The sequence below is a fragment of the Pseudomonas mediterranea CFBP 5447 genome (assembly GCF_000774145.1).
In the GTDB taxonomy this organism is placed as follows: domain Bacteria; phylum Pseudomonadota; class Gammaproteobacteria; order Pseudomonadales; family Pseudomonadaceae; genus Aquipseudomonas; species Aquipseudomonas mediterranea.
This window is the reverse complement of the sequence record NZ_KN322987.1, coordinates 1,049,888-1,072,972: the sequence shown is the minus strand read 5'-3', so window position 1 is coordinate 1,072,972 and position 23,085 is coordinate 1,049,888. Positions and strand designations below refer to the sequence as shown.

The window sequence follows — 23,085 nt, the reverse complement described above, 5'->3', positions numbered from 1 at the left end:
CGTTCATGGTTGTTCGTTGAAAACCTCGAGTCCGGGTAAGACGGATGCCCAGGGATCGAAGATCAACATTCGCACATCCGCCAACGCCGCCAGGTACAGCACCTTGACCAAGGCTTCTGGCGTGCCGGCATCGACTTGTTCTTGTCTGAGGGACAAGTAGGAACCACCGTCGATTTTTAACAGGTGCTCATCGGTCCAGGGTGTGCCGATCAGCTTGCATCCGATGGCGTCGCAGGCTGGCAACTTGAACAGCTCGAAAAGCAGACCCGTAAGCCTGGGTTCGCGGGACACCCGTACCTGCAGATAAGACATCGCCTCCGCGGGAAGATGGGCAGTACTGATCTCCCAGGCTCGACTGTAGTGTCCCGTTTCGAAGCTCAAGTTTTGAATCACGGCTTGAGCTTCTTCCAGAGAATACAGGTCACCGACATGGTGGCTCTGGTTGAGCCTTTCACCAATTACCGCGTAGATGACTTGGCGGACCAGCCCCATGGACTGGCAACGCTCATCCAGTTCATCTGGAATGGATTGGCCTTCGCTGATCAAGGCGAAATCGTCATTGAATATGCAGGGGAGCAGTTGCAGTTCATCGTCGGACAGGTGGACTTGTGAGTGATGCAAGGGGCGAAAGCAGGGCGGGCAGTCATTGTCATAGGTGATTTGCAGCAGCCGCTCGATAGCCAGGCTGTGGTAACCACGCATAAAAGGATTTGAATCTACCCGCAGGGCTGAGACTTGATGGATAGGGTTCATAAGAGGGTCTCCAGGCTCACAATGAACAAGGCACCCGAGGGTGCCTGTAAGGGTTAAAGCCAACCGTATTCGGCAAAGGACAGCGGACGACCTTCGCCCACGATGAAGTGGTCCAATACACGCACTTCGATCAGCGCCAATGCCTCCTTCAACCGAACGGTCAGAATGCGATCTGCTTGGCTGGGTTCGGTGCAACCAGAAGGGTGGTTGTGAACAAAAATGGCGCCTGCGGCGTTATGGACCATGGAGCGCTTAACGACCTGGCGAGGGTATACGCTGGCCCCATCAATGCTGCCGTGAAAGAGAACTTCGAACGCCAGCACCCGGTGCTTGGCATCAAGAAAAATCACGCCGAAGACTTCGTGCTCCTGTTGAACCAGTTGCAGCTTCAGGAACGAAGCCACGACGTCGGGAGAGGTCAAATTGGGTCCGCGGGAGAACAACCGACGATCCAGAATATGCAGTGCTTCATCGATCACGCGGTTTTCATGCGCGAACCGATCAGTCTCAAGCTCAGTGGTTTCAGTCAAGATGAGTTGATTGTTCATGATAGTGCCTCCGAATTGGATCATCAGGGGCACACACCCAAGAGGAGTGATATCCCCTCAATGGGTGTGAAGTTGCGGTTGTAGGCTGTTTACAACCTGGTGAACTGATGACGTTGACCGCGTAGAGGAGAGCCGCAGCCATCGCAGGGCAGCGAGGAAAAGTTTTTGATTCCCCAGCCGGTTTCGGGATCGTAGTCGGAGCTGATGGGCATTAGTCGAGCCAATCCAGCTTGGAGAACGGCGATACGTTGAGCGATTTGATCCGCCGTGTAGTAGAGCGAAAGCGCGCTGTAGTCCTCATAAGCGACAGCGAACAAGCATTCGTCGCAAAGCCAGAAGGACTCCATGAGAGTGCTCCCATGTCGGTTAAGAAAAAGGCGCTCAAAGGAGCGCCTTGGTGAGGGCGTTACGAACCATTCAGGCGGGCTGAGCGGTTTGAGTAGAGCCACGGCGAGCCGTGCGTGACGAAGGTTTAACTTCGGCTTCGTTCTCTTCAGCTTCGGCATCATCCGATGTTGGAGCGGACTCATTGGTAGGCGCTTGCTCAGCAGGTGCTGTGACTTCCTGCCTGGCGGGCGCTTTGTACTCCAGCATGCCGTTGACCTTGATCCAGTCGATGAACAACAACCGGCCTTTCAGACTGGCGCCTGGTTGGCCTTGTTTGGCGCCTTTCTCATAGAGGAAGGGATCAATCCACAGGTCGCCGATGCGAAACGACAGCAACACCTTTTTCTCGGCATTGACGGCATCCATGTAGAGGCGAATCAAACGTTCAGCTTCGCCTCCAGCGACCTTGCAATCGAAGCGGGTGTATTCCACTGCATCGCTAGCACCGTGCAGGGCTGCAATATCGCAGGCCATGAACGGCTGGCCGCGGCGAACTTGTACTTCACGCACACGGTTGAGATAGCCAATACCGGCGGTGTGCAGGTTGAAGTAATTGGTCACTTCTTGAGGTTGGTTGGCGTGGGCCATGGTGGTTCTCCTGTTTCAAGGAAGAACGAAGACGCACGATCCCTGACGGAAAAGTGAGCCCCCGTCAGGGTGGGTAAGGTGAGTGCAGCGATGAACGGCTGTCATCGGTAAACCGATGATGAGCAGCGCGGTGCATCTGGGTGAATAGCGATACAGCAGAAGGATGTCTGCGGCGAGGTCCGCAGGCGGAGGTAGTGGGCATTCATCACCGCCGAAGCAGTGACCGTGCGAGCTTCCGAACGCTGATCGCACTTGGGTAAACCACCACAAACGTGGCGTAGCCTTGAAGGTTCTGGCTATCTGGGCTGGGCTGTCAACGACAGCGGACCACACCCTTTCTATAAGCCTGTCAAAGGGGAGCGTCAAGACGCTACAACCCGATTTTTTACGCCTGGAATACAGTGGCAATCACTGGAATGAAAAAAGTGAAGAGTGGGCCTGACGCGAGCGCCAGGCGAGGAAGAGAAAAGCCACCTTTGACGATCTTATGCAGTCAAAAAGCTCCTCGCAAAGCTTGCTTCACTGCGTAACGATTCGCCAACCGACCCTTGTCGTGGCCTGGATCGGAACGTACTGGCACGCATCCGCGTACAAAGGGTGCCCAGTGTTTCGCCGGCGGGCTCCGGAATTGAATACGACCGCCGAAGCGGATGACCACTGCTGTCGCTGTGTGGCAGCAGTGGTCATCCGCTGCCACGATCAGCAACGCATGAGGGCGGAAAATGATCCACTGAGAATAAGGCTCCGAACTCATTGAGTCCGACCGAGCTGCCCGGAGCTAATCGGTCTTGGGTCGCCAACGGCGATGAACCCGAATGACTACAGCAGAAGGCGCGTCACAGCGTCAAGCCAGAGGCCAGTGCTCATTTACTTCCGAGATGAGCGGCCAACTGTTCGACGGTGGCCAGGATAAAGGCACGGTCACGTTCTTTCAGCCCGCTCAGCAGCCCCATGATCATCTGACTCTGGTCGTTGGGGCGACTGCTGGACTCCGTCAGCAATTCATCTACTCGGCAGTCGAAGATATCCGCCAATTGCATCAGCTTGGCGACGGACAGCTCCACCACCCCGCGCTCCAGGCGCGATATCGCCTCGCTGCCAATCCCCAAGCGTTCAGCGACCTCTTCCTGGGTCAGATGACGCTCGGTCCGGTGTTTCGCGATCATGCGCCCGATTTGGGTTTGGGTTGGATGCTTATGTGCCAAGTGATGAGTTCTCCAGTTCAACCCGAATGGTTGAGCAAAGACTCGTTGACATGAACATCCTTAAAAGTTGAATATCGACTACATAGGTTGTTATTTTGACTGAAATCTACATTTACCGCGACGTAGTTTCTGGTTCTTTGGGCTCCAGAGGCGTAGTGGTCAGTTTGAAAGACGAGGACTGGTTGAGCATGGAAGATGAGAGCGAGGACGTCATGGACTCCATTTGGGATCGAGCAGTGGAACTGGTCATCGAAATTCATGATTCCCCGGGCAACCCCGAACATTTCGACAGTCTGGTTCATTGGCTCAATGAGAGCCCTGTTCACCTTAAAGCGTTCAACGAGCTGGGGCAGATATGGATCTCCGCAGGTATTGCCTTGGCCCGTGAAATCGGACAGCCCTTGAGCGAGTTAGAGCAGGACCAGCGGCCGTTGCTGATGCACTGACTAGGCATCGATCTCAGAGTCGTACGACGGATCACTATCAGGTGCGCTGAGCCTTGTGTTTGATGGGCAAGGTGCCCTTGCAGTCAGGGTATCGGGCGCATGACCAGAACGGGCCGGACTTCCCCTTACGCTTGCGCATCGTGTCGTTGCACACAGGACAGGCAGGCCCGGTTTCCGCAGGCACTGACAATCTAAGCGTTCCACAGTGCTCGACCAACTGCGCAATCCAGTTCGCTTGCTTGGCGACGAACGCCTCAAGAGGCAGGCGTCCGGCTTCGATTTCGTCCAGGGCCTGCTCCCAAATCGCCGTCATCCCTGGATCTGCGACCGCTGGAGGCACCGCCTCGATCAGCGTATGAGCCGCGGCCGAAGCCATCAAGGCGCGTTTCTTCTTCAGCAAATAACCACGGTCGATCAATCCCTTGATGATGCTGGCCCGCGTGGCTTCGGTACCGATACCGGTGGTGTCTCGAAGTTTCTGTTTCAGCCGTGGATCGCGGACCAGTTTGGCCACGTTTTTCATGGCCTTGATCAGACTGCCCTCGGTGAGTGGTTTGGGTGCCGTGGTACGCATAGTTTTGAGTTCCACGTCGTTCACGGGGCACTGTGTGCCCTGTTGCAGAACCGGTAGGATTTGGGACTTTTGAGAGAGCTCTTCGTCCTCTGCGGTATCGTATAGCAGGCCCTTCCAACCCTGTACCAGGATCTGCTTACCCACGGCGGTCAATCGCTGTCCGCCGCACGCCAATTCGACCTCGGTGCGATCAAACTCATGGTGGGGAAGAAATTGCGCGAGGTAATGGCTGCGAATCAATTCGTAGACGTTGCGCTCTGGTTCGGACATCCGCGCAAGATTCGTGGGAGCGGTGGTGGGGATGATGCCGTGATGCGCAGTGACCTTGGCATCGGCCCACACCCGTGAACGCAATGATCGATTGAGTTTTTCGACGGCGGATAGCAGTGCGGGATCTGTTTTGAGCAGAGCATCGAGCACCGCGGGCACCTCGTTGAACATACTCTCTGGCAGATAGCGGCAATCACTGCGCGGATACGTGGTGGCCTTGTGTGTTTCGTACAAGGCTTGGGCGATATTCAGCACCTCCTGGACGCCGAGCCCCAGCTTGCGTGAGCAGACTTCTTGCAGCGTGCTCAAGTCAAAGGGTAGGGGCGGCGCTTCGCGAAGCTGCTCGGTCTGCAGCGAGAGTACCGTAGCAACTTTGCCGGCAGTGATCGCCTGGACTGCCTGAGCGGCAAGCGCCTGTTGTAGGCAGCGACCTGCCTCATCCCGATCCATGCTTGGCGGTAACCACGACGCAAGGAACGGCTGTCCTCTCGACGATAGCTGCACCTCCACCTGCCAATAGGGCACAGGGATGAAGCTGGCAATCGCGCGATCCCGGTCAACCACCAGGCGTAATGTCGGTGTCTGGACCCGTCCAACCGACAGCACACCGTCGTAGCCCGCTTGCCGGCCGAGGAGGGTAAACAACCGACTGAGGTTCATGCCGATCAACCAGTCGGCGCGGCTGCGGGCAAGGGCTGAATGATAGAGGGGAAAGGTCTCGTGGTCGGGCTTCAGCGAGGACAATGCCTTGCGGATGGAGGTCTCATTGAGAGCGGATAACCAGAGCCTTTGAATAGGGCCTCGATACTTGCAGAGCTCCAGCAGTTCTCGAGCGATCATCTCGCCTTCGCGATCAGCGTCGGTCGCGATCACTACGGTGGAAGCTTCTTTTAGCAGGTGCTTGATGACTTTGAATTGGGTAGCAGTTTTGGGCTTGACCTCGACTTTCCACTGCAAGGGAATGATCGGCAAATGCTCCAGCGACCAGCGTTTGTATTGTTCGCCATAGGCTTCAGGTGGGGCTGCTTCGAGAAGATGGCCGATGCACCAGGTGACGGCTGTTTCGATACCGAGCAGGCAACCTTCGCCGCGACGGGTGGCTCCGAGTACTTTAGCGATGTCTCGACCTTGAGAGGGTTTCTCGCAAAGGAATAAGCGCATAGGACAGCTCCAGATGGGGTCCGAAGCAGAGTTGTTGAATCATCTAATGCGGGGTATGAGAAACCTGAACTGCAGGCTTCTCATATTAGTCAGTGGAGAGGTTGCTGCCCCTCTGCCGCCTGGGCATGACGCGCATATTCACGAGCGGGGCGTAAGCGCAGCACAGCAGAGTCGCGTAAAGGCGCATTTTTTATGCCAGCCCCATCAATCCGTAGGTTGCTGCCCTCGACGCTTCCTGGGCTTAGATGCCGGTGGACTGGCTGGCTCTGTACCTTGTCCGCCGTGTTTTCCTGGCGCTGTCTGTTCACTGGAACGCTCGCGCATGACCACACTTTGTACACGATGAGGCAGGATACCGACCCGACGGGCCTCGATCTTGAAGGTCACCCGCGCATTGTCCTCGCTGTCCTCCCACTCATCTTTGACCGTGCGACCCTCGACCAGTACGCGCATGCCTTTCCGGTACAGCATGCTCCAATGTTCCGCTTCGCGGTGCCAGAGCTCAACCGGTGCCCAGTAACCGCCCCGATCTTCATAGCTACCGTCGCGCGGCACGGGATTGTCGAAGTACACGTTCAGTCGCAGCAGACGCCGTGGCTCGTCATTGCCTGAGGCAAACTCCTGGAATTCTGGCGCACTGCCGATATTGCCTTCGCCGACAAAAAAAGTACTCATCGTGATACCTCCACTGCTGTAGTGAACTGGCGCAGTCGCTCGTCGGCACTGGCCATTTTGATCGCGCAGGTGGTGGCCTGGCGCAGTATCGAATGCACCACGCTCATCTGCAGGTTCAGCGCAATGCGGTCGCATTCGAATCGGTGCAAGCCCTCGCGCACAAGCTGCGGCAAGGCTTTGTTGCCGAGTTGCAGTTCCCAGACCGCAACGCCCATACGGGAGAAATCACGAGTGCGCCAACGTAGGAAGGTGCTGCCAGCATTGGTGTTCTGCAACACCAGGCGAAAATCCAGCAGCGAGTAAGGAAGGCGTTCTGCCTGCTGCACCAGGGTTTCCATCAAACGACATAGTTGCGCCTCGATTTCCCTCGCAACTTGCGCCAGGTACTCCAACTCCCCCTTACCCTTAAATGGTTTTAAAAGGCCTTTTAGGGAGGCGGCGTGTTCGAGCTGTCGATAGGCATCTGAAGTCAGCCCTTCGAAGGCTATCGGTTGAGCAGGGTGCTTGAGAGTCATGCGTCGCCCTCAGGCTCATCCACGGTCGTTGATGGTCCACTGGGCTCCTCAGCCAGAGTCTCAGCGTCATCCATAGGCACAGCCCCTCGGCGAATGATCGGTGGCGCAAACTGGGAGCGGCGATGACCCTCGAGGATGTCCATGGGGGGCAATCCCAGTTTGTCGATGGCCGCTAGGGCGCGAGCGTTGTTCGCTGCCATGTCATCGCGCGTAACACCGGCATGCCGGTAACGCTGCGCCAGGCCGAATAGGCTGCGCAGTAGATGGGCGCCGTCATCGATCCAGGTTTCCATGTCCATGCGGCCGATCAGAGCGGTGTGATGGGCCAATAGGGTATGGCGTACCAGTGTGTCGTAATCGGTCAACAGGTACACCGCCAGAAAGCCCAATTGGCTGCCGATGTATAACGGCAAGGTGACGGGGTGGATGTTGAGGTTGTCGCTCATGTCGATTTGGGTCGGCAGGTCTTGTCTGATCCGATCAAGCTGTTGGGTCAGTTCCAGCATCCCAGCCTTGGCCTGCAACAGTTTTTCTTCGAGTTGCACCATGGCCCAGTCGGCATACGGGTCGTCCTGTGCCGCGGTTTGCTTGATCAGGTTGGTGACGCTGATATAGCCGGCCATACCCATGATCGAGTGAACACCTTCGCGTGCAGTCCGGCCTTGCCAGATGCGAGCGGCGTGATGGGTATGCAGCGTTAACGTGATGCTGCTGCGCAATGAGCCCAGGTTGAGCTGGTAGTGATCGGCCACGATGGAGTCCTCGCATAAGCTTGGTGAGCACCTTGTGACGGATGAGCTTTGAGGGCAGCGAAAAACCTGAATGCGGTGTGTTCGGTTTGGTTTGAGATGGTTGAATTTCGAGACGCTCGAGAATGATGCCAGTGGCATCAAATCTACTGACGTCCAGGGCGTTTGCTACGTAGCTGGCGCAGTTCATCCAGGCACGCCTGGGCGAGGGCAGAGGCGGGTTCGCCCTTTTTCCTAAGTTGGCGGGGGGGAGCTGATGGCGGTTCTGTCATGGGTAACGATTCTGCCTGACCTGCCCAAGGGCGGAAATCGCCTTTCAGCGCCCGCTGGATCAGGCCCAACAGATACGCCGCGGGTTTACGGACGCTGCCTGCCGCACATCGTGCGCCCGCTTCGTTGAGCACCGCCTGCCGATCTGCGGGCTTAAGCTTGTTCAGCGTCACGGTGACGGCCTGCCGCTCGCTTGGACTCAGGTGAAGCGGATCGGGCCAGTGCAGGTTATCCACCGCTGGGGTCGCGCGCGGTACCGTACTAATACTTTCTTTTAATACAGTACAGGCAGCGTTCGGATTCCGAACGCTGCCGGAACCATTGGCGTTCGGACCCAGTTCGGATTCCGAACTGAGTCCCGCACGATTCCGAACGCGGTGATCGCCACCCAGTTCGGAATCGTGTAACGCTTCATCGGTCGCCTGATCCAATCCTTGCTGTGTCCAATGGTCGCTCCAACTGTCGAGCCGGGTGGGGAGTCGATCCAAATCGATATCGGTGTCCTGACGAATTTCTTCCAAAACATGCTGAGCGACAATTCGCACAGCCTTGGTCGCATGAGAGAGGGCATGTCCGGCCAGTTCCAGATAGTCCTGATCCAACTCCATGGCTTCGGCGGGGGTTAACGGCTCATCGTGCAGGACGTACAGAGAACCTTGTAGACGCCCGCTGAGCTGATCGCGGCCACGGCTCACCAAGCTAAGCCAGCGCGTCAACCTGAGCATCGTCAGCACCCGAGCGATGGTTTCGCGGGAGGCTGACGCACCGTAGGGTACGCTCGACAGGTAAGGTTGCAGATCTTCATAGCGCGGTGTGACTACGCCCTGGCCTTGTAGCATGAGTCGAAATACTTGCCATGCATTACGCTCCAATGGCGTCAGCCGACAATCCAGCAGCAAGCGACGCGGCACGATTTCGTGTGATTGGCCACTGAACAGAAAGCCAGCTTGCAGGGCCTGGTTGGAGGATGGTTCCGTGGCGGGGCGTGCGGGCCAGCGTTCAGTCAACTGCTGGGTGCATTGCTGCAGAACACGCTGCCAACGACTGGAAGCGGCAGTGTTCATGTTCCGTTGCTGTAATGGTCGATCTGCTGCCAAACGACGGTCAAGCTGATCTGTTGCTCTTCCGCCAACATCATCATGGCGTCGAGCTGATCCTCAGCACTGTCCTGAGCGCGTAGCTGGCACCAACGCTGCCAGAGCGCATGCTCCTGCGCTTCGCTCAAGTTCTGAGGGCGGCCCTTGCGGGTTTCTATCTTGAGCAGCCGTCGGCGCAAGGCGGTTTCCGAATGTGCCAAGCCGAAGCACTGATACATGATGGTACTGCTGGCACCGAGCTTGAGCGCTCGGTTGATCAGGCGATCGTTCTGTTCGTCGCGTTCGGCCTGGTCGATCAACCGATGCAGCACCGACGAATCAATCTTGACCTCAACCCAAGGGACGGTGGTATTAGCCAGGCGTGACAATGTGGTAGGAGGTAAGGATTGCAGCAGGTAGATGTCCTCTTCATCCAGTCCGAGTGCTTTGCAGCGTTGCAGATTACCCAGGCGCAACTCGTGAAGGACCTGGGTCAGCATGGCCTGGTTGAGCACATTGAAGGACAGGTTCATGGCAGCTCCCTTGGTGAATCGTCTTCATGGGTAAGCGTTAAGTCGATCAGGCGCCGGGATAAGCGAATGAGGCGATACAGTTTGATTAACAGACAGTCGGGTAGTCGCTCCAGTCCAACGTCCACGGCGGGACGATCTGTCAGTGGGAGTTGATAGACCCCCAATAGCAGTTGCCCTAACAGGGCTGAGGGCAATTGCTTGCGATCCTCCCAGTTCACTTCGTCTTGGGCACGCAGCAGGGCCAAGAGCAATAGGTGAACGCCGGCCGCACGAGGCGCAGCAAGATTAAGTTGCTCGATGTTCAGGGCGAAGCCCAGGCCATATTTCTGGTCGATGATGCTCTCGGGATGTCCGGCATAAGCCGCCATTTCCCGAGCCAGGCCGGCAATGGCTAAACGCAGTTGTTCGGGGCTATCCAATGTTGGTGCGATGATCCAGATGTCGTCGATCGGGCAGGTTTCGACGATCTGTGCTGGTTTGGTGGCAGTGGCGCGATCAATCCGTTCGCGGATCTGCTGGACACGTGACGGAGGGCTGGCTGCTGATACCATGGTCGTTTCGGGCAGCGTGAGCTGTTCCTCTCGCTGTGTTTCGGTCTGCGTCCTGATTTCAGCTGATTTGGAATGCAGCACGGAAGGGGGAGGCTCGGCCGCGGGTTCATCGACGCTCGGCAGAGGGTTGTTCTCCTGGGGCGCGACGACAATGCCAGGCGTCCGGATAACCCGTTGGGTATCGCCCAGCTCCAGGGCCAACATGCGGTAGGACTGTCCGAGTAAGCGGCTCATGCGTTCGAGCAGTTCATCCTGGATTTGCTCAAGGTCGAAGGACTCTGGGGTGGCATCAAATTGCCCTAAGGTGTTGAGCCAAAACTCGGAAAATGCGATGGCGTCGGTTGGATAACGATTCCAGGTTCGTTCAGCCTGGCTACGTAAACCAATCAAGCGTTCAATTTTTGGTTTTCCCAACCCTGCATATAGGGTTTGTGGAATGGCGGGCAGTAAATATTCAAGGGTGTCGAGCATCCGGCTGATGTGCGACTGCGAAATCGGATAGCCGCCAGCGGCAAAACGTCGTGCCAGCTCACGTTGCGAGAGTGGTGCTCCATCTGATTCGAGCATGGTCTTGAGTTTGGCTACCGCCAGAGCACGTTCGATGAAGGTGAGCTGGCCGTGCAGATCGCTTTCGGTCAGATGGCCGAGCAGGGTGATAATTTCATTGCTCCAGGGCCGGAACAGGCAATGGATGCGGAAGAAACACTCGTCGCGGGTTTCCTGCCACAGCTCGCCGAGAATCGCCAATCGCGTATTGCCACCGTTACGGATGATGAAATGGGGTTCTCCTGGGCGGCGGGTAATAGGTGGCGGCTGGTCCAGTCCACGTTCACGGATAGAGGCTTTGATATCGTCGTAAAGCGGGTTACGGATGAAGCGCGGGTTGTGTTCGTAGGGCCGCAACTGTTCCAGGGTGACCAGCATGGGGGTGTCGATGACTGGGTCGGACAGCCGATCCAGTTCTGGCCCTCGAAGGAAGTGGTCCTGGTGCAGTTTGTCGGTGATCTCCTCCTGAGTGAGCTTCTTCATCGGAACAGCCTCAGTTAACGCCGGTTACGCAAATGGTCACCGACCTCGAATTTAACGATCTCGGCTATTCCCGAACCTTCGAAATACCGAGACAGTTCCGCGAGAAGCCGACCCATGGCCGAGCGCCCACGCTGCAGGCGAAAGACCACGGTGCAGTATTCCTCGTTAGGTAGATGATCTTGTCGAATGGACGGCTGAACGACGATGGGTAACCGATCCAACATCAAAAGACTCCTCGCCAAACGCTGTTGGCCTCAAGGTTGAACAAACAAAATGATTTGGCGCGAGATACCGTCGCCGGAATTCGCCTTATCGAACCGCTGCGTATCTGCTTACCCTCGAAATCGCTTCGCGCCATTCCGGAAACAACTCGATCGCCAGCGCTTGCATGGTTTCCAGCGCTGATCGCGAGCGTCGTTCACGTGACGGGCGAGTCTCGATTCGGTGGGCTGGTAGCCCAAGGGAGGCGGCATTGAGGTAAGCCACTCGGTCTGGAACTACGGTGCCTAGAATCGATATGTCGGGAGCTCCAGCGAAGGCCTCGTGCAGGCCACGGATGATCATCCGCGTGTCTACTCGGATGCTATTTACTTGGTTCAGCAGCAATCGCAACGGTGGCGGTGTAATACCCACGCGATGAAATGGTTCGAGTTCACTGAACAGCCTCAAAGTGCCGCGGCGCAGTTCACGGGCGGCTAGCATTTCCGGTGTGATGGGAGAGAGGGCGATATCGCAGGCGAGGATCGCCATCTCCAACAGCACGCTACGTGCACCTTGGGTGTCGATCAAAAGCAGGTCGTAACGGGGGCGGAAATCGTCGAGTAAATTGCGCAGCCGTAATCGCCCGTCAGGGGCATGCAGCAGTAATGTACTCAACTGGCCTTGAGCGTCGTTGGAGATGATGAGGTCGAGCCCTGCAATCACGGTCCTGGAAACAATCTGTGCAGGCGTTGTTAAGTTGAGTGCAATGAGCTCATACGTCCCGGCAATGGCTTTCTGGCTCAAGGCGTAATAGCTGGAGAGGTTGGGTTGGCTATCCAGATCGAGCAATAGGACACGTAGACCAGCATCCGCAAGCAGGCCACCGAGATTGGCGGCTACTGTGGTTTTGCCTACTCCACCTTTCGTGGAAACCACCGATAACACATGCATGGCATCAGGCCTGTTGGTCTAAGCGCTCGACGACCCATCGCTCGATCTCGAGCGAGTCCCAGCCAACTGCGCGCAGCCCGATGCGTTTGGCCTGAGGGAATTTACCTTCCTTCATCAAGTTGTAGATGTGCGCGCGCTTGAAACCGGTCTTACGCTCAACCTCGTCACGCCGCATGATGTGGCGTTGGAATTGAGTGGCTTCAACTGAGGGAATAGATTGGCCGGACATACTAGTCGCTCCTGGCGCCAATTGGCGCGTGGTGGTAAGTGACATTAATTGAATCGCAGCAGGGCGGATGAGTCATTGCATTGCAACCAGGCCTGTTGCAATGCAATTGACTGGATCAGCTATTTTTTTTGAGACTACGATTGGCCACGGCAAATTTTTCATCCAACGTACGCTTGCTCAGCCCGGGCACATCTTTATGGCGGGCGACAATGGCATCAACGATGGCTGCTTGATTCGTGAAAACTGAAAGGGGTTTTCCGGCGGGTGAATGGTCCAAGAGCAGGCTGACCAATGCGCCAATGATGGTGTGATAGGTCAGTTCACTACGCTCGCTGAGTTGGCCATTCGTTTTGGCCAAGGCTTTGAGATCATCTCTTTCAAGTCCAATCGACTGGAGCTCTGCAAGTACTTCTTGAAAGCGCTGCTGTTGCGCTTGCAGCTCCCTCGATAACTCATCTCGATCTGCTTTCAATGAGAGAAAAGTTCCGAGGCTGACCTTTGCAGGAGTATCCTCACCTGACTCGAATAAAAAGCTGGGCTTATGGTCGGGGTAATGAATCTCCATCCAACGGCGTAAGTCCGAATGGCGAATGGTTAGCTGAAAGGGCTCTACATAGCTTCCGAAAGGAACAGAAATCCCGAGGCATCCATAAGGCAGTTCTCCATTGCGTATGGCGTCTAAAATCCTTTCGATAGCGATGTGAAGATTGGGCCACTGGGGAAATAGGACCGCAAGATTCTCGGTGCGAGCCCAGTCCGCCTGGACTATTTGGGCTTCGTAGCGAGTGAGATTGCACCAGCGCAAAGCTGCATCAATAGGGCGATAGAAGGTTTTCGTATTCGGATTGAAAACGTAAACGCTCATCTGCGGCGGACCTCCATTCCTAATGGAAAGGTCTCACCGACTATTTATGTATCGAACTAGCTAATCAGGCCAGCTGTTTCCTCGGTTGACCAAATCGGTGAGGTCATTCCATTCCATTTTGTAACCAGTATCTCTAATGGTATTACTTCTCACCGAACTGGGTGGCGCTGGCCGGTGGCTGGATTGATACCTACATCAACTGACTCGAATGTGTGCGTACACTCATCAGTATCTTTTACCCGCCTGAATGGCGTCATTTTCGATGTTTTTGCACAAGGTGTCCGGATATCCCAGCATGTACGGGCACCCACTTCGCTGAGCGCCCCCTCGCTACTCTTGACATAGGATCAAGCCTGGCTGCTGTTTGGCTTCAGGCCTCAGTAGCAACAGCACGGTGGCAGCAATGACGAATACCACGGCGAACACCCCATACAGGTGCAGAGGCTGCCAGCCGCTATACAGCAACAGACCGGCGACGGTCGGCGAAAGAATCGCGCCGATCCGCCCGATACCGATGCCCCAACCGACGCATGTTGCTCGTACCGAGGCGTCATAGACAATCGGCGACAGCGCGTACAAACCCGTCGCGCAGCCATTGGAAAACAACCCGATCAATAGACCCAGGCCGAGCGCCATCGATACCGATGAAGCCGAGTCAACGAACAGGACCAGCAAGCCCGCCGTAACCAGCATGAACAGCAACAGCACGCGGGTCAGTCGCCAGCGCGAGGCCATGGCGCCAATCAGGGCCGCGCCGAAGATACCGCCGATGCTCAGCAACACACCGCCGCTGATCCCTTGCTGTGCCGATAGCCCAGCCGATACCAGCAGCTTCGGTGTCCAGCTCATCACGAAGTAAAAGCCGAACACCACCAGGAAGAACAACAGCCAGATCAGCAGGGTCGTGCGCCGTGACGCCGGTGAGAGCAACTGTGCCAAGCGCGCGGGGCCGGAAGTTGGCGCCGAGTGGGCGATGGGCAATTCGTGCAGTGCCGGCTGACCGAGGCGGACGGCCAGGCGATTGGTGCGAGCCAAGGCGTTGCCGGGGCGGCGGGCGATCAGAAAATCCAGCGATTCGGGTAAGTACATCAGCACTAGTGGAATCACCGCTAGGGTCACGGCGCCGCCGAAAATGAATACTGAACGCCAGCCAAAGTGCGTCAAAAGCCACACTGACAGTAGGCCCCCGAGGGTCGCGCCCAACGCATAATCGGTGGATTGCAGGCTCACCGCCAATCCGGGCCAGCGTCTGTTGGCGTATTCACTTGCAATCACGTTGCTGCTGGCCAGGACGCCGCCGATTCCCAAGCCGGTCAGCCCGCGCAGCAGCGCCAGTTGCAATGGCGACTGGCTCAGGGCCGACAACAGCATGCCGACTCCTGAGAGCAGCAGGCAAAACAGAATCAATGGTCGACGGCCAAAGCGATCCGCCCACGGTGCAATAAACAAAGAGCCTGCCGCCATGCCAAACAAGCCGCCACTTAACAACAGCCCGATCTGCGCGCCGTTCAGGCCCCATTCGGCAGACACCGAGGAAGCCGTGAAGGCCATTACCAGCACGTCGAAGCCATCGATCATGTTTAGGACAATACAGATACCCACGGCCAGCCACTGAAACGACGCCATGGGCCGCTCATCTACGACAGTCTTGAGCGCGACAGTCATAGCTGCCCCCCCTTGAGAAGAGGCTGCTTACAGGTAATACGAGTAAAGCACACGAAGGTAGGTACAAACCTGGGCTTTAACCCGATTGAGAAGTCACTCATCACGATACCTTGTTATTTTTTTGAGCGAACAGGCGTTCTGGCTGACACCGTGCGGCGCTAGTCAATCAATTTCTGAACCCGTTTAAAAGTGTTGTGATAAATGAGCTCTTAATGATTTATCTATATTTATGCCAAATATGTTAAAAAACAAAAAGTTAGCGTTAAATAAAAGCGTTCGATTATCGAACAAAAAGATGTTTGAGAGGTGTTATGTATTTAGGCGTTGTTGTATTCGGGATATCGTGATCCGGGATCGGGTGACCTGTTTTGGAGCCTCGGATTTGGATGCTGCCAATTTGGGATAGTGAAGGGGGTTGGCAGGGCATTAGCCTCGAATACACCGTGCAGCCAGAACCAATGTGCTTTGGAAGTCGGTGAGGTTTTTGATCCAGCAATAACTGCCTCATATAATAAGGACAAGAACATGAGCATATCTTTTCCCATTAGGGCCCAGACGGAGTTGAAGTATCACTCCTGGGAGTCCTATCCCTTCACCCCCGACACCGCAATGGCTTGGCTGGAGGGCGATGTCTACCTTCAACATACTCCAGGTGGTTCTGTACCGTTTGTGGCGACTTATGAAGCATGAACATAGCCATACTAAGTGATTTAAGTCTGGTAATAGACAGTGGCAAGTTGACGCAAGTATTAAAAAATTTGGCTTCTATGAGATTAACTGTTCTGTTTTTCTCGAGATGATTATGCCTGTTTTTATTCAGAAAAAGCGGTTCGAGGAGCCAGCAGTAAAACACTGCGCTGAAAATTTGCAGGCCATTTTTTCTGATTTATATGCGGAGGAGTTCGGAGATGAATGCCTTGAAAAGCTATTGTTGCCTGCTGTCCACCATTATCTCGCTTTTGCTGTTCTCTGAAAGTGGTTTAGCGCAAGACAGTGATGTCGCGGACATTATTCTTCATCATGGCGTTGTTGAGGTTGTTGACGACAGCTTCAGAATCCGATATTGCGGCATGCCTAGTGTTTCTCGCGCGGGGAGGGTGGCCTCCAGGCTCAAGCCCTTGAGGTAGTGCTCCAGATCCCCTTCGTTCAACTGAGTAAAGCGCCCGTGCTCAAGGTCCATGATGCCCATCGAGGTCGCCTGACGCAGGGCCTCAATTTCGGCAGTGGGGCGGCGCGCTGTTCCAATAGGCGCAAACCTTCTCGCATCAATTCACGTTCCAGTCCTGAATTGCGGCGCGGACTCTGGAACGCGGAAAAGCTTGTGGATTTGATAGCCATAATCGAAACGACGAGAAGCCTGGTCGCGGAGTGATGCCACGATGAATTGTGGAAAAATTTGGGCGTCACAAATCAGATTGATGCTGTCCATCGTGTAGAAAAACGGTTTGTAGATATTCAGTTCCCTGACCACCGCCAGGAAGTGATCCCAGTTGATACCCGCCTCCTTGGCCAATTTTGCGATATCAAACAGGTCTACGAAACTAGGGGCGATTCATACTAAGTTTTTTAATGGAGTGGTATCGCCAATCTCGAAAGCGCTGATAGACCGTCGACCAGGGCCCGACTCGATCTGGTATGTACCGCCAGGGTCTCCCGAAAAAAGCACCCACCAAGACACTGTGGCGCGATATCACGCTTGCTGCGCAGGCGTGATATCGCGCCACACCAACCGCTGGCTCATCGCTTTGATGCGATCACGCATCCCATAACGAGCTTGCAAGGTGCATTCTTGGTTATGTAGAGCGAACTCGTCATGAAGTACCTGAGAGCATCAAATATATTTCGTAACGGCGGCGGGTGCCTCGACACGGGATCAACACAATCAGTGTAGAGAGCTTGGCGTGCCCTACTTGCTGGAAGTAGATTCGATCAGGTCAGCAATCAGCTCTGCAACCTGGTCGTTCGCTTCGATTTGCGGCAAATGGCCCACATTGTCCAGAGTTCGGCTGGTTGCGTGCGGCACAGCCCGCAATACATGTTCCACAAGTGCTTGCGTGACAACGTTCTCGTGGGTTCCACAGACAAAAATCACCGGCATGTCAAGCTTCGTGAAAATATCCACGTTGCTGACAGGCCGGCGGGACAACGCACCGACCAGCATGGACGGAGTGGAGATGGCTCCCTGTGCAATCAGCGCGTCGTGAAGGTCTCTTGGAAGCGGACCTCGCGAGATCGCCTGAACGAAACTGCGAATCCCGTCCACCCGCTCCGAAAAGTCCTGGCTGAGGGATGCTTGCAGTGCGGGTAGAGTGTCCGGCCGGACGTAGTCCTGGGAAACCCCAGGTGGTTCCGCCGCCGCTGCAAGGAGGATCAGACCTTTCACTGCCGAGCTTCCCTTGTGGCGCAGGTAGTCAAACGCTACAACGCCACCGTAGGAATGTGCGACAAGGATGAATTGTTTGAGACCCAGGGCCGACGCGACCGCTGCGATATCCTCCGCCCACACCTCGCTGTCGGCGTAGGCTGATGGTTCCTCTGGCTTGTCGGAGGCTCCATGCCCTCGCAGTTCCACGGTAACAAGGTTTGCCTTGGTGGCCAGAGGACCGCAAATCAGAGGTGCCCACGAAAATCTACCGCCTAAAAAGCCGTGGATCAGCAGCACCGCTGGGGCATCAGCGGGGCCCCAGGCTTGTGCGGCGATGGAGACGCCATTGAAGCCAGCGACGCGAACGCTCTGCCGCGGAAATGGCATTAGAGGTTCGATAGAAGCTTGTGAGGTCATAACGAGTCCTTAAGGTAAAGCTTCATGAATGATCCTTTGTTGATGTCCAAACAGATGATTCCGTGTCTGTTAGGCGAATGATCTTTTGTCGCCGCCAACTTTAGAATCGCTTCGGACTGCAATTCACTTTTCTCGAAATTTCAATAAACACATTCGAGTTCTGGCATCATTGCCCGCCCCGAAGTTCGCAGGACGTTCATTGATGGATCGACTACAGGCCATGGCGACATTCCTCGCGGTCGTAGAGACTGGTGGCTTTGCGTCTGCCGCACGCCGACTCAACATGTCGCCTTCCGTCGTCACGCGCGCCGTCTACGAGCTAGAGGAACGTCTAGGTGTAAGACTGCTGACTCGAACGACCCGCACTGTCAGGGTCACTGAGGCGGGAATGAGGTACGCAGAAAGCTGCCGGAGAATCCTCGTGGACATTGAGGAGGCTGACAGCGCGGCCGCTGGTGCACACGCATTGCCGCGAGGCCAGCTCACCATTACGTCATCGGTGAACTTCGGGTGCATGTATATCTCCCCGATTGCGCGCGACTACCTAACTCGATTTCCTGAGGTGGAAATTAACTGCTTGTTCTTGGACAGGATGGTCAACTTGGTGGACGAAGGAGTCGATGTCGCGATACGCATTGGTGAGTTACCAGACTCGTCATTGCAAGCCATCAAGGTTGGCCAAGTACGTGAGGTTCTTTGTGCGTCGCCAAATTATCTGCGACAACGTGGAACGCCAAAACGCCCCGAAGACCTGTCGCAGCATGTCGTCATAGCCGCCACTGGAGTCACGCCAGTGCCCGAGTGGAGGTTCCGAGACGGCAGTAAGTCTGCAACGATACGCTTGCAGCCGCGATTTACGACCACGATGAATGAGGCCGCGGCTGAGTGCGCTGTCGCAGGATTCGGTATCACGCGCCTACCGCTATTTCAAATCGCGCGAGGGGTGAAAGAAGGAGCTCTTGCACTGGTGCTCGAGGCCTTCGAGCGCCCGGCGGTGCCGATCCACGTTGTGCACCGTGAAGGCCGGCACGGTACCCAAAAGGTACGCGCCTTCATCGACATGGCGGTCGAGGCGCTACGGAACGACATAGACCTGCAGTAGCTCACAAAATGAAGCGAACCGTTGACTTGAGTTTGTTGCACGCCGGTGCTTGGATCAAGTATCCGGATGCCGTTCAGGTGGACGTGCCGCTACCGCAACCGTGTGACAGGCCGTCGCGATGAATTTCGACTGGAATCTCGTGCTGTCGACTCTGCCCGCATTCGGCGGAGCGTTGCGGGTAACCCTGCAGGTCGGGCCATTGCCACCTCGCTGCTGGTGGCGCTGGTCAATGCCTCCATTCTGGTGTCGCGTGTGCCGCTGTTCCGACACCCGGTCGGCCTGTATGACGCCTTTGTGTGTCATCCAATCGCTCGGCGCCGGGTGTGGCGTGATTGATCTTGGCGGCCGAACTCTTGTACCTGGTTGCCAGGTTCTCAACCGTTGAGGAAGCGCTGCGCCAATCCCAATTGTGATTCGGCCAATTGGTGCAGTGCCTGACTGATTTTACTGGTGCGCCCAGCCTGCTGGCTGGTGCGCTCGGTGAAGCCGGCGATCTCGGTGATCTGCTGGTTGATCTGTTCGGCTACCTGGCCCTGTTGCTCGATTGCGGCGGCCATCTGCAAGCTCATGCCGCTGATCTGCGCGACCTCGGCGCAGATGCGCGTCAAGGCCTGACGCGCCTGTTCGGCATCGCTGCTGGCACGCAAGGCTATTTGTTCGCCGCGTTGTGCAGTGGCCAAGGCCGTGCCGCTGTCCTGACGCAGGCTTTCCAGCGAGCGCTGGATCTCGTGGGTTGATTCGCGAGTGCGTGAGGCGAGGCTGCGTACCTCGTCGGCGACCACCGCGAAGCCGCGGCCGGATTCGCCGGCGCGGGCGGCTTCGATGGCCGCGTTGAGGGCCAACAGGTTGGTCTGCTCGGCGATGTTCTGGATCACCGTGGCAATGCCTCCGATGGACTCGATGGCCGCCGCCAGGCTGTCAACCGCCCGGCCAATCTCGCCCACCGAGTGACGCATGGTCTGCGCCGAATGCTGGCTGTCATCGGACAGGCGTTCACCGTCGCGCGCCAGATGATCGGCGTTCTGCGCCGCTTGCGCGGTGTGCTGCAGGTTGCGTGATAGTTCCTGGATGGTGGCGCTCATCTGGTTGATCGCGGCGGCGGTCTGCTCAGTCTCGCGTACCTGGCGATCCAGCTGCTCGACCGTTTGCTCTACCACGTCCGCCGAGGTCTGCGCCTGCTGGCGCAACACCACGCTGTTGATGCAGATGCGCGACATCACCGTGCTCATGCGTGCGCGCTGGCCGTCCAGGGCCATGGCCAGCAAGCTGGTGGGGCCGGGGTGTTGCGCGTGCAGTGGGGTCAGCAACGGATCGCTGTAGGCCTGCGTGTGTTGGGCGAGCAGGGCGCGGGTCAATTGGCGCTGACGCAGTGCCGGTTGCAGTCCGGCCAGGCACAGCGCCAGCAGCAGCGGCGCGCCCAACGCTAGGGGCAGATAGCCCTGTAGAGTGGCCAGCGCCAGGCCCAGGCCTAGCGCCAGTTGCAGCCCATGACCCAGCAGCAGTTCGCCAAAGCGTTGCAGCAGACTCCAGGGCGCCTGGCCGCGCGCCAGACGCGCATAGAGCTGTTCGGCCTGCCGTGCCTGCGCTGGCTCGATAGGCTGGTAGACGGTGCCCAGCGCCGCCAGCTTGCCGTCGTCAAATAGCGGCACCACGTAGAGACTGCGCCAGTGCGCATCTCCTTGCTTGCAACGGGTCATCACCGGCGCTGTCCACGGCACACCGGCGCGCAGCGCGTGCCACATGCTGGTCGCCACCGCTGCCGGCATGTGCGGGTGGTTGATCAGTGTGTGAGGTTTACCGATCAGTTCGTGTTCTGTGTAGCCGCTCATGTTCAGGTAGGCGGCGTTGCAGGTGAGCAGAACGCCTTGTGGGTCAAGCCGGGAAATCGGTGGTTCCTCGAAACCTGATGGGGTGTTGATGACAGTTTGCATGGCACGACTCCTCGGCTGTGACCCGTTGCGACCTGCCCTGGGGCAGGCCGTACGATTACCAGTTTATGGTCCGCTCGGCGCGCATCCTGCGCACCATGGCGTCATAGAAATTGGTGGCGAAATTGCTCTAGCGGATCAGCATCGCGCTGAGGTCGGGCATTTGACTGCGATGCCGTCCTTCAGCGGGTTGTCCTCGCCGCCCAGGGCGCCCGGGGGGGGCGCACTGGTTCCCGACGGCACGCAGCACCTTCCAGAGCAAGAAGAACGTCTTCTCGATGCTGCTCTCCTTGTGGGCACTGCCGGTGGTTTTCCCGTCCGATACAGGTTCAATTGCACCTCTCGTGCCAGAACGCTGTGCACTGCGCTGTTGCAATACGGCCAGCCGCCGTGTTCCAGGGGGATTGCAAGTGTGGTGAGGAGGCTTGTCGGTGCTGTTCGTGGAGACGCCTGTTGATTGGCTCACGGCCGAGGTCATCAGGTCAGACGGCACTTTCCGGCTACTTGAAAGGGGCGTTTTTTAGCGTTTTTTTATCTAAAGAAAATGAGTTTTTGTCGTCCAAAATATCGTCGTGTTAAGTGTTTTTTCTGTGCGATTATCGGACAGTCTGTGAGTAGCTCGAATTGCCTTAAACAATCATTGCGTGATGATAATGTTTCTTATTCATGTCAATAAATATCTGAAATTAAAGGTTTTTTATTTAATTTTTGCGAATGATAAAAAGTTTTAGTGTTACGAAATTGCACGGTAATGGTGTTCGAAGTATCAAAAATGCACCGAATCTACACATTGTTTTTATTGATAAATTAATTGACAAATCATCTAATTGTTCCGATTCTGGATTTAAGTGAATCGCGGCTCGTCCTGCGGTTCTGTTGATCAACCGGAACAGCAATGGGTGATGCAGATGGCGATAGTGGTCGAGAAGCTGAAGCTCGGTGAGCAAGGGCTCCGTGTGATGGTGAAAGACACCATCGATGTGGTCGGTCATCCCACTCGTGCTTCCAGTCGCGCCCTTGAACATGCGCCGGATGCCGAGTGTCATGCTGAGGTAGTTCAGGCTCTCCTGGCTGCGGGCTGCCAGCTGATTGGCAAGACCAGCTTGCATGAGTTGGCCTTTGGCACCACCGGGCTCAATGCTTGGACGGGTACGGCGGAGAACCCGCGCTACCCCGGACGCATTCCCGGGGGGTCCTCCAGTGGCTCGGCCGCTGCCGTGGCTGCCGGTCTGTGCGACTTCTCCCTGGGCACCGACACGGGTGGTTCGGTGCGTATTCCCGCCGCGTGCTGCGGTGTGTTCGGTCTCAAACCCACTTTCGGCCGCATCAGCCGTGCCGGGGTGATGCCGAAGCAGACATCGCTCGATTGCGTCGGCCCCTTCGCTGCCAATATCGAGATGCTGATCAACGCGATGAAGGCCATCGACCCGTCCTTCAAGGCACTGCCGGACGTAGCCGGCGTCCGCATCGGCGTGGTACCAGTGCAGGCCCATCCCGAGGTGCAGGCAACGCTGAATACTGTGCTCGAGGCGGCGAATTTCGAACAGTGCGAGATGCCGCTGCCCGGTATGCAATCGGCCTACGATGCGGGTCTGGCAGTGATCAACCGGGAAACCTGGAATGCCTGCGGGCACTTGGTGGAAACCGGCTTGGTGGGCGCCGATGTCGCTGGTCGGCTGCTGGCCGCACGCGAAACCCGTGACGACGCTCTGGCTGACGCCGAACGCTGCCGCACCGCCTTCACTGCCGAGGTGGACGCCGCCCTGGCGCAGTGTCCGATTCTTGCCTTGCCGACCATGCCGGATTACCCGGCGCGCGTCGCAGACGCTGCCGATACCCGCGCGGCCATCGGCATGACCGCTTTCGTACGCCCCTTCAACCTGACTGGCCACCCGGCATTGAGTATCCCTTTCGAGGGGGCCTCGAAGCTGCCGGTAGGCCTACAACTGATCGCCGCCAAGGGCGCGGACGAACTGCTTCTGGCAGTCGCCCGCGAGCTGCTGCGGCGCCTCGAACAATAACCGTGCCCATC

General features: G+C 56.7%; 23 protein-coding genes and 4 pseudogenes. 6 read left to right on the top strand and 21 right to left on the bottom strand.

Going from position 1 to position 23,085, the window contains the following annotated elements; translation table 11 throughout:
* Positions 1–3: 3 nt before the first annotated feature.
* The 5 genes from N005_RS24570 to N005_RS24550 form a co-directional block, all read right to left on the bottom strand.
* Entirely contained in the window at positions 4–753 is a 750-nt protein-coding gene (locus N005_RS24570) for a DUF5983 family protein (RefSeq protein WP_047703561.1), read from the bottom strand.
* 53 nt (positions 754–806) lie between these two features.
* A complete protein-coding gene (gene radC, locus N005_RS24565) occupies positions 807–1,301 on the bottom strand; it encodes a RadC family protein (protein ID WP_047704147.1) in 495 nt (164 codons plus the stop codon).
* Positions 1,302–1,390: 89 nt separating this feature from the next.
* On the bottom strand, positions 1,391–1,648 hold the full coding sequence (locus tag N005_RS24560; RefSeq protein WP_047703560.1) for a hypothetical protein: 258 nt from the start codon (positions 1,646–1,648) through the stop codon (positions 1,391–1,393).
* Positions 1,649–1,718: 70 nt separating this feature from the next.
* Positions 1,719–2,276 (bottom strand): STY4534 family ICE replication protein, encoded by a 558-nt coding sequence (locus tag N005_RS24555; protein ID WP_047703559.1) that lies wholly within the window; start codon positions 2,274–2,276, stop codon positions 1,719–1,721.
* Between the two features lie 863 nt (positions 2,277–3,139).
* Complete coding sequence (locus N005_RS24550; protein WP_047703558.1) at positions 3,140–3,481, bottom strand: helix-turn-helix domain-containing protein; 342 nt, start codon at positions 3,479–3,481, stop codon at positions 3,140–3,142.
* A 95-nt stretch (positions 3,482–3,576) separates the two neighbouring features.
* Between N005_RS24550 and N005_RS24545 the strand changes: the two genes are divergently transcribed.
* Positions 3,577–3,927 (top strand): hypothetical protein, encoded by a 351-nt coding sequence (locus N005_RS24545; RefSeq protein WP_230164612.1) that lies wholly within the window; start codon positions 3,577–3,579, stop codon positions 3,925–3,927.
* A gap of 37 nt (positions 3,928–3,964) precedes the next feature.
* On the opposite strand, the gene N005_RS24540 is transcribed toward N005_RS24545, so the two are convergent.
* The 11 genes from N005_RS24540 to N005_RS24485 all read right to left on the bottom strand — a co-directional run bounded on the left by N005_RS24540 (position 3,965) and on the right by N005_RS24485 (position 15,241).
* Positions 3,965–5,932: a DNA topoisomerase III gene (locus N005_RS24540; protein ID WP_047703557.1), complete on the bottom strand. Its 1,968-nt coding sequence runs from the start codon at positions 5,930–5,932 to the stop codon at positions 3,965–3,967.
* A gap of 204 nt (positions 5,933–6,136) precedes the next feature.
* Positions 6,137–6,607, bottom strand: coding sequence for a single-stranded DNA-binding protein (locus N005_RS24535; protein WP_047703556.1), 471 nt, complete (start codon positions 6,605–6,607; stop codon positions 6,137–6,139).
* Positions 6,604–7,122: a DUF3158 family protein gene (locus tag N005_RS24530; protein ID WP_047703555.1), complete on the bottom strand. Its 519-nt coding sequence runs from the start codon at positions 7,120–7,122 to the stop codon at positions 6,604–6,606. Before N005_RS24530 ends, N005_RS24535 begins: the two co-directional genes overlap by 4 nt.
* The gene (locus N005_RS24525) at positions 7,119–7,874 is read right to left on the bottom strand and encodes a PFL_4669 family integrating conjugative element protein (RefSeq protein ID WP_047703554.1); all 756 of its coding nucleotides are present in this window, start codon (positions 7,872–7,874) and stop codon (positions 7,119–7,121) included. Before N005_RS24525 ends, N005_RS24530 begins: the two co-directional genes overlap by 4 nt.
* Before the next feature lie 143 nt (positions 7,875–8,017).
* On the bottom strand, positions 8,018–9,205 hold the full coding sequence (locus N005_RS24520) for an STY4528 family pathogenicity island replication protein (protein WP_047703553.1): 1,188 nt from the start codon (positions 9,203–9,205) through the stop codon (positions 8,018–8,020).
* Entirely contained in the window at positions 9,202–9,750 is a 549-nt protein-coding gene (locus tag N005_RS24515) for a DUF2857 domain-containing protein (RefSeq protein WP_047703552.1), read from the bottom strand. The genes N005_RS24520 and N005_RS24515 overlap by 4 nt, the downstream gene beginning before the upstream one ends.
* A complete protein-coding gene (locus N005_RS24510) occupies positions 9,747–11,330 on the bottom strand; it encodes a ParB family protein (RefSeq protein ID WP_047703551.1) in 1,584 nt (527 codons plus the stop codon). The genes N005_RS24515 and N005_RS24510 overlap by 4 nt, the downstream gene beginning before the upstream one ends.
* 309 nt (positions 11,331–11,639) lie before the next feature.
* On the bottom strand, positions 11,640–12,482 hold the full coding sequence (locus N005_RS24500) for a ParA family protein (RefSeq protein WP_047703549.1): 843 nt from the start codon (positions 12,480–12,482) through the stop codon (positions 11,640–11,642).
* A 4-nt stretch (positions 12,483–12,486) separates the two neighbouring features.
* The gene (locus N005_RS24495) at positions 12,487–12,711 is read right to left on the bottom strand and encodes an AlpA family phage regulatory protein (protein ID WP_047703548.1); all 225 of its coding nucleotides are present in this window, start codon (positions 12,709–12,711) and stop codon (positions 12,487–12,489) included.
* Between the two features lie 115 nt (positions 12,712–12,826).
* A complete protein-coding gene (locus tag N005_RS24490; protein WP_047703547.1) occupies positions 12,827–13,576 on the bottom strand; it encodes a hypothetical protein in 750 nt (249 codons plus the stop codon).
* Between the two features lie 330 nt (positions 13,577–13,906).
* Positions 13,907–15,241 (bottom strand): MFS transporter, encoded by a 1,335-nt coding sequence (locus N005_RS24485; RefSeq protein WP_047703546.1) that lies wholly within the window; start codon positions 15,239–15,241, stop codon positions 13,907–13,909.
* A gap of 802 nt (positions 15,242–16,043) precedes the next feature.
* Between N005_RS24485 and N005_RS29350 the strand changes: the two genes are divergently transcribed.
* Positions 16,044–16,214: a hypothetical protein gene (locus tag N005_RS29350; protein ID WP_154673558.1), complete on the top strand. Its 171-nt coding sequence runs from the start codon at positions 16,044–16,046 to the stop codon at positions 16,212–16,214.
* A 45-nt stretch (positions 16,215–16,259) separates the two neighbouring features.
* Here the strand turns inward: N005_RS29350 and N005_RS24480 are convergent.
* The 4 genes and pseudogenes from N005_RS24480 to N005_RS27870 form a co-directional block, all read right to left on the bottom strand.
* Positions 16,260–16,513: pseudogene (locus N005_RS24480) on the bottom strand (hypothetical protein); the annotation flags it as partial.
* Positions 16,512–16,754 (bottom strand): hypothetical protein, encoded by a 243-nt coding sequence (locus N005_RS29495; protein WP_162843588.1) that lies wholly within the window; start codon positions 16,752–16,754, stop codon positions 16,512–16,514. The pseudogene N005_RS24480 and the gene N005_RS29495, both read right to left, overlap by 2 nt.
* A gap of 67 nt (positions 16,755–16,821) precedes the next feature.
* Positions 16,822–16,923: pseudogene (locus N005_RS30060) on the bottom strand (transposase); the annotation flags it as partial.
* 224 nt (positions 16,924–17,147) lie between these two features.
* Complete coding sequence (locus tag N005_RS27870) at positions 17,148–18,023, bottom strand: alpha/beta fold hydrolase (protein WP_081993344.1); 876 nt, start codon at positions 18,021–18,023, stop codon at positions 17,148–17,150.
* A gap of 202 nt (positions 18,024–18,225) precedes the next feature.
* On the opposite strand from N005_RS27870, the pseudogene N005_RS29865 reads away from it, so the two are divergent.
* The 3 genes and pseudogenes from N005_RS29865 to N005_RS29745 all read left to right on the top strand — a co-directional run.
* Positions 18,226–18,399 (top strand): annotated as a pseudogene (locus N005_RS29865) (helix-turn-helix domain-containing protein); the annotation flags it as partial.
* Between the two features lie 45 nt (positions 18,400–18,444).
* Entirely contained in the window at positions 18,445–19,125 is a 681-nt protein-coding gene (locus N005_RS24470; protein ID WP_331716920.1) for a LysR substrate-binding domain-containing protein, read from the top strand.
* A 118-nt stretch (positions 19,126–19,243) separates the two neighbouring features.
* Positions 19,244–19,410 (top strand): annotated as a pseudogene (locus N005_RS29745) (amino acid ABC transporter permease); the annotation flags it as partial.
* 89 nt (positions 19,411–19,499) lie between these two features.
* Here the strand turns inward: N005_RS29745 and N005_RS24465 are convergent.
* Positions 19,500–21,056 carry a methyl-accepting chemotaxis protein gene (locus tag N005_RS24465; protein ID WP_047703544.1) on the bottom strand — a complete coding sequence of 519 codons (1,557 nt, stop codon included), beginning with the start codon at positions 21,054–21,056 and terminating at the stop codon, positions 19,500–19,502.
* 905 nt (positions 21,057–21,961) lie between these two features.
* Here N005_RS24465 and N005_RS24460 point away from each other — a divergent pair.
* A complete protein-coding gene (locus N005_RS24460; RefSeq protein WP_047704144.1) occupies positions 21,962–23,074 on the top strand; it encodes an amidase in 1,113 nt (370 codons plus the stop codon).
* Positions 23,075–23,085: the final 11 nt, after the last annotated feature.

Excerpts from the sequence above, each read along its gene's own strand:
- N005_RS24570 (WP_047703561.1), bottom strand. The coding sequence starts at position 753 with ATGAACCCTATCCATCAAGTCTCAGCCCTGCGGGTAGATTCAAATCCT.
- radC (WP_047704147.1), bottom strand. The coding sequence starts at position 1,301 with ATGAACAATCAACTCATCTTGACTGAAACCACTGAGCTTGAGACTGAT.
- N005_RS24560 (WP_047703560.1), bottom strand. The coding sequence starts at position 1,648 with ATGGAGTCCTTCTGGCTTTGCGACGAATGCTTGTTCGCTGTCGCTTAT.
- N005_RS24555 (WP_047703559.1), bottom strand. The coding sequence starts at position 2,276 with ATGGCCCACGCCAACCAACCTCAAGAAGTGACCAATTACTTCAACCTG.
- N005_RS24540 (WP_047703557.1), bottom strand. The coding sequence starts at position 5,932 with ATGCGCTTATTCCTTTGCGAGAAACCCTCTCAAGGTCGAGACATCGCT.
- N005_RS24535 (WP_047703556.1), bottom strand. The coding sequence starts at position 6,607 with ATGAGTACTTTTTTTGTCGGCGAAGGCAATATCGGCAGTGCGCCAGAA.
- N005_RS24530 (WP_047703555.1), bottom strand. The coding sequence starts at position 7,122 with ATGACTCTCAAGCACCCTGCTCAACCGATAGCCTTCGAAGGGCTGACT.
- N005_RS24520 (WP_047703553.1), bottom strand. The coding sequence starts at position 9,205 with ATGAACACTGCCGCTTCCAGTCGTTGGCAGCGTGTTCTGCAGCAATGC.
- N005_RS24515 (WP_047703552.1), bottom strand. The coding sequence starts at position 9,750 with ATGAACCTGTCCTTCAATGTGCTCAACCAGGCCATGCTGACCCAGGTC.
- N005_RS24510 (WP_047703551.1), bottom strand. The coding sequence starts at position 11,330 with ATGAAGAAGCTCACTCAGGAGGAGATCACCGACAAACTGCACCAGGAC.
- N005_RS24500 (WP_047703549.1), bottom strand. The coding sequence starts at position 12,482 with ATGCATGTGTTATCGGTGGTTTCCACGAAAGGTGGAGTAGGCAAAACC.
- N005_RS24495 (WP_047703548.1), bottom strand. The coding sequence starts at position 12,711 with ATGTCCGGCCAATCTATTCCCTCAGTTGAAGCCACTCAATTCCAACGC.
- N005_RS24490 (WP_047703547.1), bottom strand. The coding sequence starts at position 13,576 with ATGAGCGTTTACGTTTTCAATCCGAATACGAAAACCTTCTATCGCCCT.
- N005_RS24485 (WP_047703546.1), bottom strand. The coding sequence starts at position 15,241 with ATGACTGTCGCGCTCAAGACTGTCGTAGATGAGCGGCCCATGGCGTCG.
- N005_RS29350 (WP_154673558.1), top strand. The coding sequence starts at position 16,044 with ATGCCTGTTTTTATTCAGAAAAAGCGGTTCGAGGAGCCAGCAGTAAAA.
- N005_RS27870 (WP_081993344.1), bottom strand. The coding sequence starts at position 18,023 with ATGACCTCACAAGCTTCTATCGAACCTCTAATGCCATTTCCGCGGCAG.
- N005_RS24465 (WP_047703544.1), bottom strand. The coding sequence starts at position 21,056 with ATGCAAACTGTCATCAACACCCCATCAGGTTTCGAGGAACCACCGATT.
- N005_RS24460 (WP_047704144.1), top strand. The coding sequence starts at position 21,962 with ATGGCGATAGTGGTCGAGAAGCTGAAGCTCGGTGAGCAAGGGCTCCGT.